Raw genomic sequence first — 17432 nt, forward strand, 5'->3', positions numbered from 1 at the left:
CTCTCCAACGGCGGAGGGCGGCGTCCGGCAACGTACGCAGGGAGTGTCGCGTGGCTCGAACAGACGGAGTCCTCAGCCCGCAGATCGACCAGTCCACCACCATCGACCGAGCCGGCGTGACCGGTTCCGGACCCCCGGGCGCCGCCACCGGGGGATCCGCCCCACCGAAGCGCGGCGGTCAGCTGACCTGGTGGGGCCGAGTCCGCCGGGACAAGGTTCTGCTGCTGATGGCGGTGCCCGGCCTGGGCCTGATGCTCGCGTTCCACTACCTGCCGTTGCTCGGCAACCTGATCGCGTTCCAGGAGTACCTGCCGTTCGTGCCGATGGGCCGCAGCGCCTGGGTCGGCCTGGACAACTTCGCGGTGATCTTCAACGGGGACGCGGAGTTCCTCAACGCGCTGAAGAACACGCTGCTGATCACGCTGGTCCAGGTGGTCTTCGTCTTCCCGGCGCCGATCGCGCTGGCGCTGCTGCTGAACAGCCTGCTGTCGGAGCGGATCAAGCGCATCGTCCAGTCGGTGCTCTACCTGCCGCACTTCCTGTCCTGGGTGATCGTGATCGCGATCTTCCAGCAGATCCTCGGCGGCAGCGGCCTGATCAACAACATGCTCCGCGCCCGGGGCATCGACACGATCGACTTCCTCGGCAACCCGGACAGCTTCATCGCGCTGCTCACCAGCCAGGTGATCTGGAAGGACACCGGCTGGGGCACGATCCTGTTCCTGGCCGCCCTGACCCAGATCGACACCGGGCTCTACGAAGCCGCCCGGGTCGACGGCGCCTCCCGCTTCCGGCAACTGCTGCACGTCACGCTGCCGGGCATCCGCGGATTGATCATCCTGCTGCTGATCCTGCGACTCGGCGACTCGCTGACCGTCGGGTTCGAGCAGATCATCCTGCAGCAGAGCTGGGTCGGCAGACCGGCCAGTGAAGTCTTGGATACCTACGTCTACAACAACGGCGTCTTGGCCGGCCAATGGGGCGTCTCCGCCGCCGTCGGACTGGTCAAAGGTTTGGTCGGCGTCGCCCTGGTGATCGGCGCCAACAAGATCGCACACGTCTTCGGCGAGGCGGGGGTGTACCGCAAAGCATGAGCACATCAACGAATCTTCTGCGCTCCACAAGCAAGCCCAAGTTGATCGACGCGCCCGGAGTTCCGGTTCGGGTGATCAAGGGCATCGTGCTGGTGCTCTGCTGCCTGGTCGTTGTCGTCCCGTTCATCGGCGTGATCTCGACCAGCATCGCGAGCCAGGCGCACGTCACCAACTCCGGTGGCTTCGTGCTCTGGCCGGACGGCATCAACCTCGACTCGTACCGGACGATCTTCAACGGCGGCGTCGTACTGCAGGCCCTGTCGGTGAGCTTCCTGATCACGATCGGCGGCACGTTCATCAGCCTGGCCGGGTCCACCATGCTGGCGTACGCGCTCAGCCGGCCCGGATCGGTCGGGCAGCGGCCGATCCTGATGATCGTGCTGTTCAGCCTGCTGTTCAGCCCCGGACTGATCCCGAACTACCTCGTGGTCAAGCAGTTCGGCCTGCTCGACTCGCTGTTCGCGCTGATCCTGCCGACCGCGATCAGCGGCTTCAACGTGATCATCCTGCGGGCGTTCTTCATGAGCATCCCGGACTCGGTGGTCGACTCGGCGCGCGTCGACGGCGCCGGTGACTTCCGGATCTTCTGGTCGATCGTGCTGCCGCTGTCCCGGGCGGTGCTCGCGGTGATCGGCCTGTTCTACGCGGTCGGGTACTGGAACGCGTTCTTCAGCGCGATGCTCTACATCAGCGACACGGCGAAATGGCCGCTGCAGCTGGTGTTGCGCACGTACGTCATCAACAACACCGAGCTCAGCAGTGGTGATCTCGGTGGCGCGGCGGCCGACCAGCTGCCGCCGCAGGAGTCGATCCAGATGGCGATCCTGGTGATCTCGCTGGTGCCGATCCTGATCGTCTACCCGTTCCTGCAACGGCACTTCGCCAAGGGGATGCTGACCGGGGCGGTGAAGGGATGACGATGCTCAGCAGAAGGCGATTCCTCGGCAGCTCGTTGGCCGCGGCGGCCGTCGCCGGCGGGGTGAGCGGCTGCGCCACGGTGACGCGGTCGACCGACATCGCGGCGCTGAACAAGCCGGTGCAGCTCCCGACGTACCGGCGGTTCGACGGGCCGAAGCCGGATCTGCCGCAGTCGCACCCGTTGATGCCGGACTGCTTCTACCGGTTCCCGGCTGATCCGGTCCGCGCGATGGACGCCGTACCCGGGAACGGCAGCGACGTGTCCGGGAGTGCGCCGACGTCGAACCCGATCCCGCCGACCGCGGACCGCAATCCGTACTGGCAGGAGCTGAACAAGCGCCTCGGCACACCGTTGGACCTGACCATCACCTCGGCGACCGACTACCCGAACAAGTTCGCGACAGCGGTGGCGGGCGACACGCTCGGAGACCTGTTCAACGTCGACAGCGGGTTCGCCTACCTGCCGCAGTTCCTGGAGGCACGGGCGCAGGACCTGACCGAGCATCTGTCCGGCGACGCGATCCTCGAGTACCCGTTCCTCGCCAACCTGTCGACCGAGTCGTGGCGCGGGTGCGTGTACTCCGGGGGCATCCGGGCGGTCCCGATCCAGCGCGGGGTGATGTCGACGGACCTGCTGCTGGCGCGGCAGGACATCCTCGACAAGCTCGGCGTCGAGCTCGGTTCGCCGAACCTGGACGAGCTGATCAAGGTTGCCAAGGCGGTCACGGACGAGAAGAAGAAGCGGTGGGCCTTCGCCGTACCGCCGAAGTGGGCGCTGAGCGCGATGCTCGGGCTGCCGAGGGACTGGGAGGTTCGCGACGGTCGTCTGGTGCACAGCTGGGAGCTCCCGGAGCACAAGGAAATGCTGACGATCACGCGGCAGATGGTCGTCGACGGGCTGATCCATCCCGACGGGGTGGCGAAGCACAACCAGAAGGTCTGGTTCAGTCAGGGGTCGGCGGTGCTGACCCAGGACACGTACTCGTCGATCCAGAGCTTCTACCGGCGCAGCGTCGTGAAGGAGTTCGTGATCACGATTCCGATCGTGCGCGACGCCGCCGGGAAGACCGGGCGGGTGCTGCTCGGCAAGCCGAACAACTCGATCGCGGCGATCAGGCCGAGCTCGCCGGAGCGGACCAAGATGCTGCTGGCGATGCTCAACTGGATGGCCGCGCCGTTCGGGACCGAGGAGTACCTGTTCCGCAAGTTCGGGCAGGCTGGTCGGCACTACACACTGAAGGGCACCGACCCGGTGCTGACCGAGGCTGGTCAGAGCGAGGTCTGTTTGGGCGAGTTCCCGATTCAGTACCTGGCCGACGGCGGCTACCCGGTCTACTTCCCGGGTCACCCGGAGGCGGTCGACATGGCGTACAAGCACCTCGAGGCAGTCCTGCCGACCGCAGTCCTGCCCTCGACGTACGGTCTCTACTCACCCACTGAATCCATCAAAGGCAAGGTCTTCACCAGCCGCCTCGACGCCCTCACCAAGGACATCCAACTGGGCCGAGCCGACCTCTCCGCCTGGGACAAGGCAGTAGCCGACTGGCGAAAATCCGGCGGCGACGCCATCCGCTCCGAATACGAACAAGCCCTATCCATCCAAGGCCGCAAGTAAACGCGCCGCGTGCACCGCCTGCAGGGCGGTGCACGCGGCTGTTCTTAGTTGCAGCGCAGCGTGTCCAGGTTCGCCGCTTGGCCCATGGCGTGGCTGCCGGCGTCGTTGGGGTGGAGGCCGTCGCCGCCGTCGTACTCGGCTTGCAGGCGGGTGGGGTCGGCGGGGTCGCGGGTGGCTGCGTCGAAGTCGACGACGCCGTCGAACTCACCACTGGTGCGGATGAACGTGTTGACCGCCTGCCGAGCCGCCTCCTTCTCCGGCGTGTACACGAACGACCCACCGACCGGCGTGATCGTCCCGCCGACGATGCACCGCCCGGACGCGTGCACTCGCGCGATCAGCTGCCGATAACCGTCGATCAACTCGTCAGCGGTAGCCCCGGCATAGATGTCGTTGATCCCTTCCAGCACAAGAACAGTCCGTACGCCGGGTTTCGTCAGTACGTCCCGATCGAGCCGAGCCAGCGCGTTCGGCCCCGCGCTACCCGCCTTCGCGACGCCGTTCAGTACCCGGTTGCCGGAGATGCCCTCGTTGGAGATCGCCAGCCGCCGATGCTCGGGCAGTTGCGCGTACCGGTCGGCGAGCACGTCCGGCCACCTCCGGTTCGTGTCGATCGTCGAACCGACCGAGGAGGTGATCGAGTCGCCCAGCGTGGCGACCGTGTCGACCTGCTGCGGCGCCGTGACGATCGCCGCGTTGAGGAAGAACCACGCCGACGACTCGGTCTGGTACGGCGTCGCCGACTCGTCGGCCGCGTGGTCACCGGAGACCGACTTGTAGCTGTGCTGCATCGCGCGGTTGTGCGCCGTGATCACGCCGGTCTGGCCGACCACGTGCAGACTCACGGTCAGGCTGGTCTGCGCCGGCACCGGACCAGGCAACGGATCACTGATCGCCAGTCCACCCGGCGGGATCCGCACCGACGTCTTCCCGCCGAACGTCAGTCGCCGGCTCGTCCCTGGTACGACGGACGCGCCCTCCTGATGCCGTCCGACGTACACCGAATCGGTCACCAACGGCTGATCGCCGTACGCGTTCGTCAGCCGGATCCGCAGATCCGATCCACCGACGCTCGTCCGCACGATGTTCCGCACGGTCATGTCGCTCAACGTCCCACCCGCGATGTCATCACTGGCACCCCAGGTCGTCACCAACTGCGTGCCGCCAACATCGTCCCCACCCTCCGAACCCGCGGACTCCACCAGCCCCGCCGCCCCCACCACCATCACCAGCAAACTCGCGCCAACCCGGCGCCACGAGGAAGTATCCATTCTGCCAAGTCACCGCTGAATAGATATAACCTCAACGCGTTGCACTTGTTGCAGCGCCCAGCGGCCCGTTTCCGGCGATGAGTGGTTGGGGACCGAACGACAGGAGGCACGCTGGAACGCGGCCACCGTGACGACTGACCTCCTGTCGTTCGGTCCTTCGCGCCGTAAGGGACAATGGGTTGCGATGACGTTGACTGAGAATGTTCCTGCGGTGACTGATGCCGATGCCCTGTACGACGCCTTTGCCACCTGGGTGGGGGAGCAGGGGATCTCGTTGTACCCGGCGCAGGAGGAGGCGCTGATCGAGGTGATGACGGGGTCGAACGTGATCCTGTCGACGCCGACCGGGTCCGGGAAGAGCCTGGTCGCCACCGGGTCGCACTTCGCCGCGCTCGCGAACGGGCGGCGGACGTTCTACACCGCGCCGATCAAGGCGCTGGTGTCGGAGAAGTTCTTCGCGCTGTGCGACGTCTTCGGGGCCGACAAGGTCGGCATGCTGACCGGTGACGCGTCGGTGAACGCCGGGGCGCCGATCATCTGCTGCACCGCCGAGGTGCTCGCCAACGTCGCGCTGCGCGAGGGCGCCGACGCCGACGTCGGTCAGGTGGTGATGGACGAGTTCCACTTCTACTCCGAGCCCGATCGCGGCTGGGCCTGGCAGGTCCCGCTGCTCGAGCTGCCGAACGCGCAGTTCATCCTGATGTCGGCGACGCTCGGCGACGTCGAGCGGTTCAAGATCGACCTGTCCCGGCGGACCGGCCGCCCGACCGCGATCGTGTCGAGCGCCGAGCGTCCGGTGCCGCTGATCTACAAGTACGTCACCACCGCGCTGCACGAGACGCTCGAGGAGTTGCTCACGACACACCAGGCGCCGGTGTACGTCGTCCACTTCACCCAGGCCGCCGCGCTCGAACGTGCCCAGGCGCTGACCAGCATCAACGTCTCCGCCAAGGAGGAGAAGGAGAAGATCAACGAGCTGATCGGCAACTTCCGGTTCAGCAAGGGCTTCGGCCGGACCCTGCAGCGGCTGGTGAAGCACGGCATCGGCGTCCACCACGCCGGCATGCTGCCGAAGTACCGCCGGCTGGTCGAGCAGCTCGCGCAAGCCGGCCTGCTCAAGGTCATCTGCGGCACCGACACCCTCGGCGTCGGCATCAACGTCCCGATCCGGACCGTCGTACTCACCGCCCTGAGCAAGTACGACGGACGCCGGCAACGGATCCTGAAGGCGCGGGAGTTCCACCAGATCGCGGGCCGGGCGGGACGAGCCGGCTACGACACGTCGGGGACGGTCGTCGTGCAGGCGCCGGACCACGTGGTCGAGAACGTGAAGGCGCTGGCGAAGGCCGGCGACGACCCGAAGAAGCAGCGCAAGGTGCAGCGGAAGAAGCCGCCGGAGGGGTTCGTCACCTGGGGCGAGGACACGTTCGACCGGCTGGTCGCGGCCGAGCCGGAGGCGCTGCAGTCGCGGATGCGGGTCAGCCACGCGATGCTGCTGAACGTGATCGCCCGCGACGGTGACGCGTTCGCGAGCATGCGGCACCTGCTCCGCGACAACCACGAGGACGCCCGGACCCAGGTCCGGCTGATCCGCCGGGCGATCCAGATCTACCGGACCCTGCTGACCGCGGGCGTGGTCGAGCGCCTCGACGAACCCGACGAGTACGGCCGGACCCTGCGGCTGACCGTGGACCTGCAGAAGGACTTCAGCCTCAACCAGCCGTTGTCGACGTTCGCCCTGGCCGCCCTCGACCTGCTCGACCCCGAGAGCCCGGAGTACGCGCTGGACGTGGTCTCCATCATCGAGGCGACCCTCGAGGACCCGCGGGCGGTGCTGTGGGCCCAGGAGCACCACGCCAAGGGCGAGGCGGTCAACGCGATGAAGGCCGAGGGCATCGAGTACGAGGAGCGGATGGAGCTGCTCGAGGACGTGAGCTGGCCGAAGCCGCTCAGCGAGTTGCTCGAGGCAACGTTCGAGATGTACCGCCAGACGCATCCGTGGATCGCCGACACCGGGTTGTCGCCGAAGTCGGTGGTCCGGGACATGTTCGAGCGGGCGATGACGTTCGGCGAGTTCATCGGGTTCTACGGGCTCGCGCGGTCCGAGGGGATCGTGCTGCGCTACCTGAGCGATACTTACAAGGCGCTCCGCCAGACGGTTCCGCCGGACAAGGTGAACGACGACCTCACCGACATCATCGAGTGGCTCGGCGAGGTGGTCCGGCAGACCGACTCCAGCCTGCTCGACGAGTGGGAGGAGCTCACCAACCCGGTGGACGAGGAGGTCGCCGAGCCGACTCCGGCCGGACCGCGCCGGATCACCCTGAACAGCAGGGCATTCCGGGTCCTGGTTCGCAATGCCATGTTCCGCCGGGTCGAGCTGATCTCCCTGCATCGCTGGGCGGAGCTCGGCCAACTCGACACCGACGCGGGCTGGGACGCCGCCCGCTGGGCCGAGGCCGGTACGGCGTACTACGCCGAGCACTCCACCCTGAACACCGGCCCGGAAGCCCGTGGTCCGGCCCTCTTCATGGTCGAGGAGCACCCCGGCTACTGGGAGGTCCAGCAGATCATCGACGACCCCGAGGGCAACCACGACTGGCGTATCACCGCGTCCGTCGACCTCGGGGCGTCCGACGAAGCCGGTGACCTCGTCCTCGAAATGGTGTCGTTCAAGCCGCTGTAGTCACCGGCGTCTCGAGCGTCCGCACCTCCCGGACGAACGCGCCCGAGGCTAGGGCCAGCTGACGTCGACCTCGGTCTCCGCGTCGTAGTCGACACCCGGTACGTCGAAGCCGTAGAGGCGCCGTACCTCGGCGAGGAACCACGCGGTGTCGGCCACGTCCGCGATGTTGTCCTGCGTCGCGGACTCCCACGCGGACCGTACGGCGGCCTGGACGTCGTCGGTCAGCTCCCACCGATCCAGGCGGATCCGGCCCTCCTCGTCGAGGTCCAGCGGGGTCTCGCCGGTGAGCTGGTCCCACAACGCGATCGACTGCTGGATCGGGGTCTGCAACCCGTCACCGAGGACCTTGTGCAGGAGGCTGACGTAGAGGCCGATACCGGGGATCGCGGACGACGCTTGAGTGACGGCGGCACCGTTCACCGACGTCATCGCCTGCACTCCGCCGTCCTTGCTCAACGTCAGCGCGGTCTGCTCCAGGTCGGCCTTCGCCGCACCGATCGAACCCTGCCGGTAGATCGGCCCGGTGAGCTCGGAGCCGATATAGGTGAGCGCAACCGTGTTGAAGCCCGGCTTGAGCAGACCGCGGTCGGACAGAGCAGTGATCCAGCGGGACCAGTCCTCGCCGCCCATCACCTTGATCGTCTGCGCGATCTCGTCCTCGGTCGCGACGTCGATCCCGACCTCCTGGAGCACCGGCTGCCCGTCCTCGAACGCAAGGCTCTTGGTGGTGTGCGCGGCGCCGATCGCCTTGAGCGCCGACTGGTACGTCTCGCCATCGCGCGGGTCGACGCGGCGCGGTGCGGCGACGCTGTAGATCAGGTGGTCGATCCCGCCCCACCGCTCGGCGATCAGGTCGAGCACCTCGGTCTTCGTGGTGTCCGCGAACGCGTCCGCGTTGACGAACCGGAAGTCGCGCCCGAACTCGGCGGCCAGCGCAGCCGTCTCGGCTGTGCGGTACCAGCCCGCGGTCGCCGTACGACGAGCTGTCGGCGCCTTCTCGAAGGACACCCCGACACCGTCGATCCCGTAGCGCGCCAACCCCGCGATCGTCGCGGCCAACCCATAGCCTGAGCTCGACCCGATCACCAGCGCCGTTCGGCGTTCCGGTGCCCGCCGCTCGACCTGCGCGGCCGCGTCACGGACCAGCCGGACACACCCTGCCGGATGCGAGTCCAGAAAGAGAAATCCACGGCCGAGGGGCTTGATCACGCGCTCAGTCATGCGCAAGACCCTAACGGGGCAACTAGTTCCAGTACATCTCCGCGTCATCCGGTTCGACTGTGACGTCGGCCCCCAAACGGCGGAGGTTGCCGGCGAAGTCGGTGTAGCCGCGGTGCACGTGGTGCGCGGCGGACACCAGGGTCTCGCCCTCGGCCGCGAGGCCGGCGAGGACCAGGGCCGCGCCGGCCCGGATGTCGGACGCGACGACCGGTGCACCCGAGAGCCGCGGAACGCCCCGGACGACCGCGTGGTGACCGTCGGTCTGGATCTGGGCGCCGAGCCGGGTCAGCTCCTGCGCGAACGTGAACCGGCCCTCGAAGAGGTTCTCCGTCACCATCGCCGCGCCGTCACTCACCGCGTTCAGCGCGATCACGAACGCCTGCAGGTCGGTGGCGAAACCGGGGTACGGCAGCGTGACCACGTCCACCGGCTTCGGCCGGTCCTGCATCCGGACCCGAAACCCGGACTCCATGACGGTGATCTCCGCACCCGCCTTGTGCAGCTTGTCCAGCGGCAGCTCGAGGTGCTCGGCGTGGCCGTTCGAGACCGTCACGTCACCCTTGGTGATCGCCGCCGCGAACGCCCAGCTGCCGGACACTATCCGGTCCGGCACGACGACGTGCTCGACCGGTCGCAGCGGTCCGGGCACGCCGGTGATCTCGATCCGCGGTGTGCCGGCGCCGTCGATCTGGGCGCCCATCTCGACCAGCATCGCGGCGATGTCCTGGATCTCCGGCTCCCGGGCCGCGTTCTCGATCACCGTCGTACCGCGCGCCAGCACGGCCGCCATCATGATCGTCTCGGTCGCCCCGACACTCGGGAAGTCGAGCCAGACCTCGGCGCCGTGCAGGCCCTGCGGCGCCTCGGCGATCACGAAACCGTGCTCGATGTGCACCTTCGCGCCCATCGCCTCCAGGCCGGCGACGTGCATGTTCAGCCCGCGCGAGCCGATGTTGTCACCGCCAGGCAGCGCCACCTCCGCCTGCCCGCAGCGCGCCAGCAGCGGCCCGAGCACCGAGATCGACGCCCGCAGCTTGCGGACCAGCTCGTAGTCGCACTGGTGACCGACCTCACTCGGTACGGCGATCGTCGCGGTCCGCTCGTCCGCGTCGACGGTCACCTGGCAACCGAGCGTGTCCAGCAACTGGGCCATGAAGGTGACGTCGAGGATGCTCGGTACCTGCCGCAGCAGCGTCGTACCTTCCGCCAGCAGTGCCGCTGCCATCAGCTTCAGCACGCTGTTCTTCGCACCAGCAACTTCGACGGCTCCCTCGAGCCGTGCCTCACCCGCGATTCGAAACCGTTCCACCAGCCGACTGTAGCGTTTAACGGATCCGGCCTATGCGTAGAGTCCTTGCCATGGCTGTGAACTTGACGCGGATCTACACCCGGACCGGTGACGCCGGCGAGACCCGACTGGGCGACAACTCGACGACTTCGAAGACCGATCCGCGGCTGGCCGCGTACGGCGAGGTGGACGAGGCGAACTCCGCGATCGGGGTGGCCATCGCTGCCGGGCACCTGAACAGCACCCTGGTCGTCCTGCTGAACCGGATCCAGAACGACCTGTTCGACGTCGGCGCCGACCTGTGCAACCCGGTCACGCCGAATCCGCAGTACCCGCCGCTGCGGATCACCCAGGAGTACATCGACCGCCTCGAGGGCTGGTGCGACGACTACAACAGCCGGCTGACCAAGCTCCGCTCGTTCATCCTGCCCGGCGGCACCGAGGGCGCCGCGTACCTGAACGTCGCCCGCACCGTCGTACGGCGGGCCGAGCGAGCCGGCTGGGCCGCCGTCGAGGCGCACGGCCCGTCGATCAACCTGCTCGCCCTGACCTACCTGAACCGCCTGTCCGACCTGCTGTTCATCCTCGGCCGGGTCGCGAACCTGTCGTCGGGCGGCGACGTCCTCTGGGTCCCGGGCGGCGAACGCACCACGTGACGGTTCGCTGGCTCCGGCCGGGTTCCGCCGAGTACGAGGCGGCCCGCCGGCCGGCCATGCCCCGGTACGGCGAGGTGCAGCCGGCCGCGATCGCCTTGTGCGCAACTCCGGCCGATGTGGCCGACGTGTTGGCCGAGGCACGCCGTACCGGTCAACCGGTCGTGCCTCGCAGCGGCGGTCACTGCTTCGCCGGGCGGTCGACCACGACCGGCGTCGTCCTCGACGTCTCGCCGATGGCGTCGATCGACGTCACTGACAACGCGGTCCGCGTCGGCGCGGGCGTCCGGCTGCCTGCGGTGTACGACGCCCTCGACGAAGTCGGCCTGACCATTCCAGCCGGTTGCGGTGAGACGGTCGGGATCGCCGGCCTGGTGCTCGGCGGCGGGATCGGTCTGCTGGGCAGGCTGCACGGGCTGACCTCGGACAAACTGGTCGCGGCCGAGCTCGTGCTCGCTGACGGCCGCGTTGTGCGCTGTGCACCGGACGAGCACGCGGACCTGTTCTGGGCGATCCGTGGCGCCGGCGGTGGGCAGTTCGGTGTAGTCACGAGACTGTGGTTCACCGGTGTGCCGTCACCGACTGCGCATCGGCTGCACCTGACCTGGCCGCGCGACCACGCGGTTGGTGTGGTCGATGCCTGGCAGCGCTGGGCGCCGTACGCGCCGGATGAAGTCAATGTGGCGGTCAAGGTCACGCCTGAGGGCGTCCACGTGTTCGGGCTCGTCGTCGACGACCTGGATCAGGTCGACCGCCTCGTGGTCGCGGTCGGCAGTGAGCCCGCCTCGACCGCGATCGCCCGGATGCCGTACCGCGCGCTCAAGCGGTCGGTGGTCGGCCTCGGTGACGTCGAGCGCGAACAGCCGCGGCTGGATGTCAGCAAGTCGGCGTTCTTCGCGGGCAGCGTTCCCGGCGGGATCTGGCGGGAGGTGCTGGCCGGTCTCGGCGATGCCGAGCTGAACCTCACGCCGATGGGCGGCGAGTACAACCGGCACGACCTCGACTGGAGCGCCTTCGCGCATCGCGACCAGGCCTTCCTGGTCGAGCTCGTCACCGGCACCCAACTACCGGCGAGCGAGGAGGCACTTCAGGCGACTGAGGCTGAGCTGAGGTCCACGCTGGCCGGGCTGTTCCGGCCGCTCGAGCCGTTCAGCTCCGGGCGGGTCTATCCGAACTTCCCCGATCCCATGCTGGCCGACGCGTTGACGGCGTACCACGGCGAGAACCTCGACCGGCTGCGCAAGGTCAAGCAGGCCTACGACCCGGAGGGCTTCTTCGCCTTCCCGCAGTCGATCACGCCAGCTGCCAGTTGAGCGGCATCCGCAGCAGGCCCTCGGGCGGCAGGCCGAGCGCGCTGTAGAGACCCGTGGTCAGGCCGTCGAGCGTCAGCGCTTGGGCACGGACGGCCAGGTCGTCGGTCGTGGTGGGTGCGCGCAGGCGGTCCAGCAGGTTGCGGTGCGGGACGGTTGCCAGCGCGATGTTGTCGCGATCCAGACCGGCCCGGTTGCAGGCGATCGTCAGCGCGTGCTGGAACCCGCCGAGCTCGTCCACGAGCTTGCGGCTGTGGGCGTCCGCGCCGGTCCAGACCCGGCCGCGAGCGAGCCCCTCCAGCTGCTGCTCCGGCAGCCCGCGGTCCTGCGCCGCCTTGGCGACGAAGTCCTTGTAGATGCGGTCGAGCGTCTCCTCCAGCCGCGCCCACTGCTCGTCGGTGAACTCCTCCTGCGCGGAGTACATCCGCGCGTTCTCGCCCTCCGACACGGCCTCCTGCGAGATCCCGATCCGGCCGAGCGCGTCCCGTACGACGCCCTTGCCGGACAGCACGCCGATCGAGCCGGTGATGGTGCCCGGTTGCGCGACGATCACGTCGGCGGGCATCGAGACGAAGTACCCACCGGATGCCGCCACGCTGCCCATCGACGCGATCACCGGCCGCCCGGTGGACCGCAGCCGGAGGACCTCGTTCCGGATCGCGTCCGAGGCGACGTACGAGCCGCCTGGGCTGTCCACCCGCAGTACGACGGCCCTCACCTTCTCGTTGTCCGCCACTGCACGCAGCGCCGCGCCGACGGTGTCGGAGCCCGAGCCGGGTCCACCGAGTGGGCTGTTGGAGTTGCGGCCCACCGTGATCCCGCCCGAGATGCGTACGACGGCCACCACCGGCTTCTGCGGCCACGGCAACTGCTTTCGCAGGTCCTGCAGGGTCCGTGGCCCGCGCCGGATGTACCGCTCGGCCAGCAGCCTGGTCGTCTCACCGAGCCCCTTGCGCAGCTCGTCGTACACGTCGGAGCGGTAGCCGAGCCGGTCGACAAGTCCCACCTCGAGGCCGGTCTGAGCAGGCAGCGGCGCGGTGTTCACGAGGTCCCGCACGCGCGAGACGTCCAGCCGGCGCCGTACGGCGATGCCCTCGACGATCTGCTCGTACGCCGACTCCGCCAGCCGCGACGCCATCTCGCGAGCCGGCTCGGTCATCTCCTTCTCGGTGAACGTGTCCGCCGCGGTCTTGTACTCCCGGCGCTTACCGAACTGCGGGATCACCCCGGCCTTGTCCAGCGCGCCGCGCACGAAGACGGCCTGCACCGAGATCCCGGTGATCGCGAGGTCACCCGACGGCTGCAGCCAGATCTCGTCGAACGCGGTGGCCAGGTAGTACGGCACGGTTCCCTGGCCGGTCTCGCCGAACGACTCGGTCCAGACGATCGCGGCCTTGCCCGACGTCCGGAAGTCCGCGACCGCCTCGCGCAGGTCCTGCACCTGGGCGAGTGACAGCCGATGCCCGCCGACATGGGCGATCAGGCCGACGACATTGTCGTCGCGCGCGCCTTTCCGGAGGGCTGCCACCAGCTCCCGCAGGGTCGGCAGGTGCCGCGCCCGGAACGCGGCCACCGGCGAGGCGGGCGGCGTCTCGAGCACACCCCTGGTCAGATCCAGCTCCAGCAGAATCCCCATACCCCGACCCTAGACGGTGCGCAAAAGAACTGCCCCGCCCGGCAGCGCCGAGCGGGGCAGTCAGAGGCTGCAGAATCACTCGCCGACGAGCTGCGGGCCTCCGGAGCCGGTCAGGAGGAACTGGACGTAGCTTTCCACGCTGTCCGCAGGGACGGCGGCGGTGCCGAGGCCCTTGATGATCGTCGACTCACCGGTGGCGCGGCTGACCGCGAACAAGCTCACCGTGCGGGCGTTGTAGTCGATCGCGGCCAGCAGAGTGCTGGTGGCGCCGCAACGCTGGGCGATCAGCGCCTGGTACTTGACCCACCCGGTGCTGCGGACCTTCTTCACCACCGGCTTCATCGGAGCCGTCAGCGGCACCCGGACCGTGTAGAGCGAGCCGCCGAACGTGCTGACGAGCAGCGTGTCGTACGTCGCGGTCTCAGCGATCAGCGTCACGTTCTTGACCGAGCCGAAGCCCGGAGCCGACCCCCAGTTTCGGATCCCGGCGCTGGTCATCGTGTACCGGTAGAGCGAGCCGTTGGAGTGCAGGCCGTACAGGTACGAGTGCGGCTTGGTGCCCTGGACGTAGTTGGACAGGACGATCTTGCCGAACCCGCTCCAGCCGGTGCCCACCTTGACCGCGGAGACCTTCGGCTCGGGCGCGACGCCGTCGTACGCGACGTCGACGGAGTACAGGTTCGAGTTCTGCAGGATCAGACCCGAGAAGTAGGACTCGTCGGCGTCCTCGGTGTAGTACCAGCTGGTGCTGGCCCGGACGCCGAACAGCTTGTAGCTCTCCAGCGGGCTGACTGTCAGCGGGTTGGTGGCGGTGACGTCGTACCCGCTGGCCGTGCCGGTCCACCAGTTCACCGCGCCGATCGACAGTCCACAGGCGGCCGCGGCGGCCTGGGCCGCGGTGGTCGGGACCTTGGCCGCCGCCTGGCCGGCCTCCCGGAAAGTGTCCGGCTTCGGGGTCTCGGCCCCGGCGGTCGCCGGGACCGCTGCTGCCGCGGCCAGGCCGAAAGCGGCCATCACCAGCGCAGCGCGTCGCATGCTCTTCAACGAGATTCCCTTCGTAGACGCCCTGATGGGGCGTGCCGCACCCATATCGGGGCGCCCGGACCTGGTGTTACAGGTCAGCGGACGGCCCGTGAGGGCGGCTTGGGCTTCTCGTCGGTCCAGCCGGATTCGAGCACCACGGTGGCGCCGGGCTTGAACCCGCGGTACGACGAGCTCAGCAGGCGGCCCGTGACCGGGTCGATGATGTAGCGGGCGCCGCCGCGGTGCAGGAACGTCTTGCCGGCGCTGGGCATCGACGGGTCTGGCGTGAAGATGATCTCGGTGCCGATCCGGCCGATCGGGTCCTTCACGTCGGTCCGGACCCGGGTGTCGGGCAGGGTGGCGAGCACGCGGAGGGCGGCGCCGCGCAGCTTCGGCGGGGACGGCATCTCGAACAGCAGACGGCCGGCGGCGGCGAAGACGACGTACTCGCGCTCGCTCGCTGTTGCTTCGGGGTCGGCGGCGCGGGACAACACCGCGCGGAGCTTGACCGGGTCGGTCGGGAGGGCCGCGATCTGCTGTGCGGTCAGCGGCTTGTCGCCGGTCAGGTAGTAGCCGGGCGGGACCTCGTCGAAGGCCATCTTGTTCACGACCGGCTCGGTGGGCGAGGTCAGGCTCACCCAGCCGAACCAGGACTGCACGCCGGGCTTCATCGGCATCCAGCTCTCGGTGACCACCCGCCGCGTCCCGTTCACCTGCAGACTCCGCACCCGGAAGAACTTCCCGGACACCTTCTCGTCCGTCTCCTGCAGTTGAGCGACCGCAATCAACACCCGACTCGCACTCGCCAACCGCGGCGCACTAGGCGTAACCGTCGCCGGCGCCGCCTCCCCAACCCCATCCACCCCATGCAGCAACGGCACCCCCAACCCCACCACAGTGAGCACAGCAGTAACAGCAGTCACCACACTCCCAATCCACCCGGCCCGAGCCATACTGCGGAAGGCGTACACCCTTCCGCCGTGGTCACTCTCCGCCTCACGGATCAGTGCTTCGACTTGCCGGCGCGCAGCGGCGGTCGCCTGTGCGGAGGGCGCCTCGGCTTCCGGGAAGGCTTTGCGGATTCGCTCCAGGTCGTTCACAGGGGCTCCAGCGTGTCGCGGAGGATGCGGCGGGCTCTCGAGAGTCGGGAGCAGACGGTGCCGTAGGCGATCCCGAGTGCCGCGGCCACCTCGTCGTACGTGAGTTGGCCGAGCGCCACCAGCAACAGCACCTCACGGTCTTTGGCGGACACCTTCGCCAGCGCCGCCGCCAGCTCACGGCCGACCCCCTGCGCGGTGACCTGGGCCGCGATCCGTTCCTCGTCGTCGACGGACTCCACCGGCGGCGGGAGTTTCGCGATCGCCCGCCAGGCGCGCACCTCGTCGCGCCGGTGCCGCCGGATCAGGTTGGTCGCGATGCCGTACAGCCACGCCCGCACAACCCCGTGCCGCCGGTCGAAGCGCTCCCGCTGCCGGAACGCGATCAGGAACGTCTCCGCCGCCAGGTCGTCGGCGATATCGGTCCCCAGCCGCCGGGCGACGTACGCGTGCACCTGCCCGAAGTACCGGTCGAAGATCAGCGTGAACCGGTCCGGCTCCCGCACCGACGCCTCCAGCGTCCGGCCGTCCTCGTCGGCCTCCGCGGGTACGGCGGCCACCGGCAGCCGGCCCGGGAACGCAAGCGTCGCCAAGGCCAGGTCGGGCGTCATGGATCTCCTAGGGGTCGACTCACCCTCTTCTTGTCCGATGTCGCCCAGCCCCTTCTCACGTCGGTGAGCTACCGGGGAATGGACGCGCGAGAACGCTCTCAGGAGGACAGCGGAGTCAGGAAGCGTCGAGGAAGCCGCGGGCCGCGGTCTCGTCCTGGGGCCAGACGTAGACGGTCCAGCCGTCCCTGGTCCGGGCCGCGGTCGCCTTGATGCCGAAGTCCTTCAGCATCGACACCTTGACGCGGGCCTCGTTGTAGCTGGGCATCGTCAGGATGCCGATCAGCAGTCCGAAGGAGTCCCGGTCGGCCGGCCGCAGGTCGACACGCCGTACCAGCGAGCCGCCTTTGGCCTTCGAGAAAGCCCAGCGGCACAGCAGTACCATCAGCCCGGCCAGTGCGATGGCCACGAGTGGGAACAGGAAGTACTGTTCGGCGAACACGCAGACATTGTCTCGCGAAATAAATCGTCGCGAAGTCTTGGCAACCTTCCGGGTCTCCATGGAGTCTTTATCTCCACACGCTGCAGTGCGGCCGATGACTCGGGGGCCGCCAGGGGAGAGCGGAGGGCACGGACATGCTCGCACCGACCCACGACAACACAACAGCACACACGACCACCTCCAACGTCGTGCATCTGACCGGAATCCTGGACGTCCGTTCGGTGGGCGACGTCCGGCAAACCCTCAACCAGGTGATCGACAGCTCCGACGGCGACGTGATCGTCGACCTGGAGTCGGTCGACGCTGTCGACGCGACCGGGCTCGGGCTGCTGGTCGCCACCCATCGCCGGACCCAGCTGCTCGGCCGCCAACTGGTGCTCTGGCACCCGATGCCCTCGGTGGTCCGCATCCTCGCGGTCACCCGCCTGCACCGCATCCTCAACGTCGAACGCACCCCCTTACCGATCAGCGCGTGAGGCCGTGTCTGACGGTCCAGCGCCTACTGCGCGGCACTCGGCACGGCATCTCGCCGCACTGGAGCAAAGGCCACGATGAAACCACATCGAGGCC

15 protein-coding genes are annotated in these 17432 nt (G+C 68.4%); 7 read left to right on the forward strand and 8 right to left on the reverse strand.

Annotated features, from left to right (window positions below; translation table 11 throughout):
- Positions 1-50: 50 nt before the first annotated feature.
- From ACIBL3_RS45840 to ACIBL3_RS45850, 3 genes are read left to right on the forward strand one after another with little or no spacing between them, the layout of a single operon-like run.
- Positions 51-1094, forward strand: coding sequence for an ABC transporter permease (locus ACIBL3_RS45840; RefSeq protein WP_396360345.1), 1044 nt, complete (start codon positions 51-53; stop codon positions 1092-1094).
- A complete protein-coding gene (locus ACIBL3_RS45845; RefSeq protein ID WP_396360346.1) occupies positions 1091-2011 on the forward strand; it encodes a carbohydrate ABC transporter permease in 921 nt (306 codons plus the stop codon). Before ACIBL3_RS45840 ends, ACIBL3_RS45845 begins: the two co-directional genes overlap by 4 nt.
- The gene (locus tag ACIBL3_RS45850; RefSeq protein WP_396360347.1) at positions 2008-3627 is read left to right on the forward strand and encodes a hypothetical protein; all 1620 of its coding nucleotides are present in this window, start codon (positions 2008-2010) and stop codon (positions 3625-3627) included. The genes ACIBL3_RS45845 and ACIBL3_RS45850 overlap by 4 nt, the downstream gene beginning before the upstream one ends.
- Before the next feature lie 44 nt (positions 3628-3671).
- Here the strand turns inward: ACIBL3_RS45850 and ACIBL3_RS45855 are convergent, their stop codons facing one another.
- A complete protein-coding gene (locus tag ACIBL3_RS45855; protein WP_396360348.1) occupies positions 3672-4898 on the reverse strand; it encodes an SGNH/GDSL hydrolase family protein in 1227 nt (408 codons plus the stop codon).
- A 184-nt stretch (positions 4899-5082) separates the two neighbouring features.
- Here ACIBL3_RS45855 and ACIBL3_RS45860 point away from each other — a divergent pair, with 184 nt between their 5' ends.
- A complete protein-coding gene (locus ACIBL3_RS45860) occupies positions 5083-7584 on the forward strand; it encodes a DEAD/DEAH box helicase (RefSeq protein ID WP_396360349.1) in 2502 nt (833 codons plus the stop codon).
- 48 nt (positions 7585-7632) lie between these two features.
- Here the strand turns inward: ACIBL3_RS45860 and fabV are convergent, their stop codons facing one another.
- Together fabV and murA are read right to left on the reverse strand one after the other, a co-directional pair.
- On the reverse strand, positions 7633-8805 hold the full coding sequence (fabV, locus tag ACIBL3_RS45865) for an enoyl-[acyl-carrier-protein] reductase FabV (protein ID WP_396360350.1): 1173 nt from the start codon (positions 8803-8805) through the stop codon (positions 7633-7635).
- Positions 8806-8827: 22 nt separating this feature from the next.
- Complete coding sequence (gene murA, locus ACIBL3_RS45870) at positions 8828-10114, reverse strand: UDP-N-acetylglucosamine 1-carboxyvinyltransferase (RefSeq protein WP_396360351.1); 1287 nt, start codon at positions 10112-10114, stop codon at positions 8828-8830.
- 50 nt (positions 10115-10164) lie between these two features.
- On the opposite strand from murA, the gene ACIBL3_RS45875 reads away from it, so the two are divergent.
- Positions 10165-10749 (forward strand): cob(I)yrinic acid a,c-diamide adenosyltransferase, encoded by a 585-nt coding sequence (locus tag ACIBL3_RS45875; RefSeq protein ID WP_396360352.1) that lies wholly within the window; start codon positions 10165-10167, stop codon positions 10747-10749.
- A complete protein-coding gene (locus ACIBL3_RS45880; protein WP_396360353.1) occupies positions 10746-12059 on the forward strand; it encodes an FAD-binding oxidoreductase in 1314 nt (437 codons plus the stop codon). The genes ACIBL3_RS45875 and ACIBL3_RS45880 overlap by 4 nt, the downstream gene beginning before the upstream one ends.
- Here the strand turns inward: ACIBL3_RS45880 and sppA are convergent.
- The 5 genes from sppA to ACIBL3_RS45905 form a co-directional block, all read right to left on the reverse strand.
- Positions 12040-13692 (reverse strand): signal peptide peptidase SppA, encoded by a 1653-nt coding sequence (gene sppA, locus ACIBL3_RS45885; RefSeq protein ID WP_396360354.1) that lies wholly within the window; start codon positions 13690-13692, stop codon positions 12040-12042. The genes ACIBL3_RS45880 and sppA overlap by 20 nt on opposite strands.
- 75 nt (positions 13693-13767) lie before the next feature.
- Positions 13768-14736, reverse strand: a complete 969-nt coding sequence (locus tag ACIBL3_RS45890; protein WP_396360355.1) for a hypothetical protein — start codon at positions 14734-14736, stop codon at positions 13768-13770.
- 74 nt (positions 14737-14810) lie between these two features.
- Positions 14811-15815 carry a CU044_5270 family protein gene (locus ACIBL3_RS45895; RefSeq protein ID WP_396360356.1) on the reverse strand — a complete coding sequence of 335 codons (1005 nt, stop codon included), beginning with the start codon at positions 15813-15815 and terminating at the stop codon, positions 14811-14813.
- The gene (locus tag ACIBL3_RS45900; protein WP_396360357.1) at positions 15812-16423 is read right to left on the reverse strand and encodes an RNA polymerase sigma factor; all 612 of its coding nucleotides are present in this window, start codon (positions 16421-16423) and stop codon (positions 15812-15814) included. The genes ACIBL3_RS45895 and ACIBL3_RS45900 overlap by 4 nt, the downstream gene beginning before the upstream one ends.
- Positions 16424-16538: 115 nt before the next feature.
- Positions 16539-16862 (reverse strand): hypothetical protein, encoded by a 324-nt coding sequence (locus ACIBL3_RS45905; RefSeq protein ID WP_396360358.1) that lies wholly within the window; start codon positions 16860-16862, stop codon positions 16539-16541.
- 134 nt (positions 16863-16996) lie between these two features.
- Between ACIBL3_RS45905 and ACIBL3_RS45910 the strand changes: the two genes are divergently transcribed.
- Entirely contained in the window at positions 16997-17338 is a 342-nt protein-coding gene (locus ACIBL3_RS45910; RefSeq protein ID WP_396360359.1) for an STAS domain-containing protein, read from the forward strand.
- Positions 17339-17432 lie beyond the last annotated feature (94 nt).

The sequence above is a fragment of the Kribbella sp. NPDC050124 genome (assembly GCF_044460355.1).
GTDB lineage: Bacteria > Actinomycetota > Actinomycetes > Propionibacteriales > Kribbellaceae > Kribbella.

Bases quoted from the DNA above. Each gene is read 5' to 3' on its own strand.
- ACIBL3_RS45845 (WP_396360346.1), top strand. From the start codon at position 1,091: ATGAGCACATCAACGAATCTTCTGCGCTCCACAAGCAAGCCCAAGTTG.
- ACIBL3_RS45850 (WP_396360347.1), top strand. From the start codon at position 2,008: ATGACGATGCTCAGCAGAAGGCGATTCCTCGGCAGCTCGTTGGCCGCG.
- ACIBL3_RS45855 (WP_396360348.1), bottom strand. From the start codon at position 4,898: ATGGATACTTCCTCGTGGCGCCGGGTTGGCGCGAGTTTGCTGGTGATG.
- ACIBL3_RS45860 (WP_396360349.1), top strand. From the start codon at position 5,083: ATGACGTTGACTGAGAATGTTCCTGCGGTGACTGATGCCGATGCCCTG.
- fabV (WP_396360350.1), bottom strand. From the start codon at position 8,805: ATGACTGAGCGCGTGATCAAGCCCCTCGGCCGTGGATTTCTCTTTCTG.
- ACIBL3_RS45875 (WP_396360352.1), top strand. From the start codon at position 10,165: ATGGCTGTGAACTTGACGCGGATCTACACCCGGACCGGTGACGCCGGC.
- sppA (WP_396360354.1), bottom strand. From the start codon at position 13,692: ATGGGGATTCTGCTGGAGCTGGATCTGACCAGGGGTGTGCTCGAGACG.
- ACIBL3_RS45900 (WP_396360357.1), bottom strand. From the start codon at position 16,423: ATGACGCCCGACCTGGCCTTGGCGACGCTTGCGTTCCCGGGCCGGCTG.
- ACIBL3_RS45910 (WP_396360359.1), top strand. From the start codon at position 16,997: ATGCTCGCACCGACCCACGACAACACAACAGCACACACGACCACCTCC.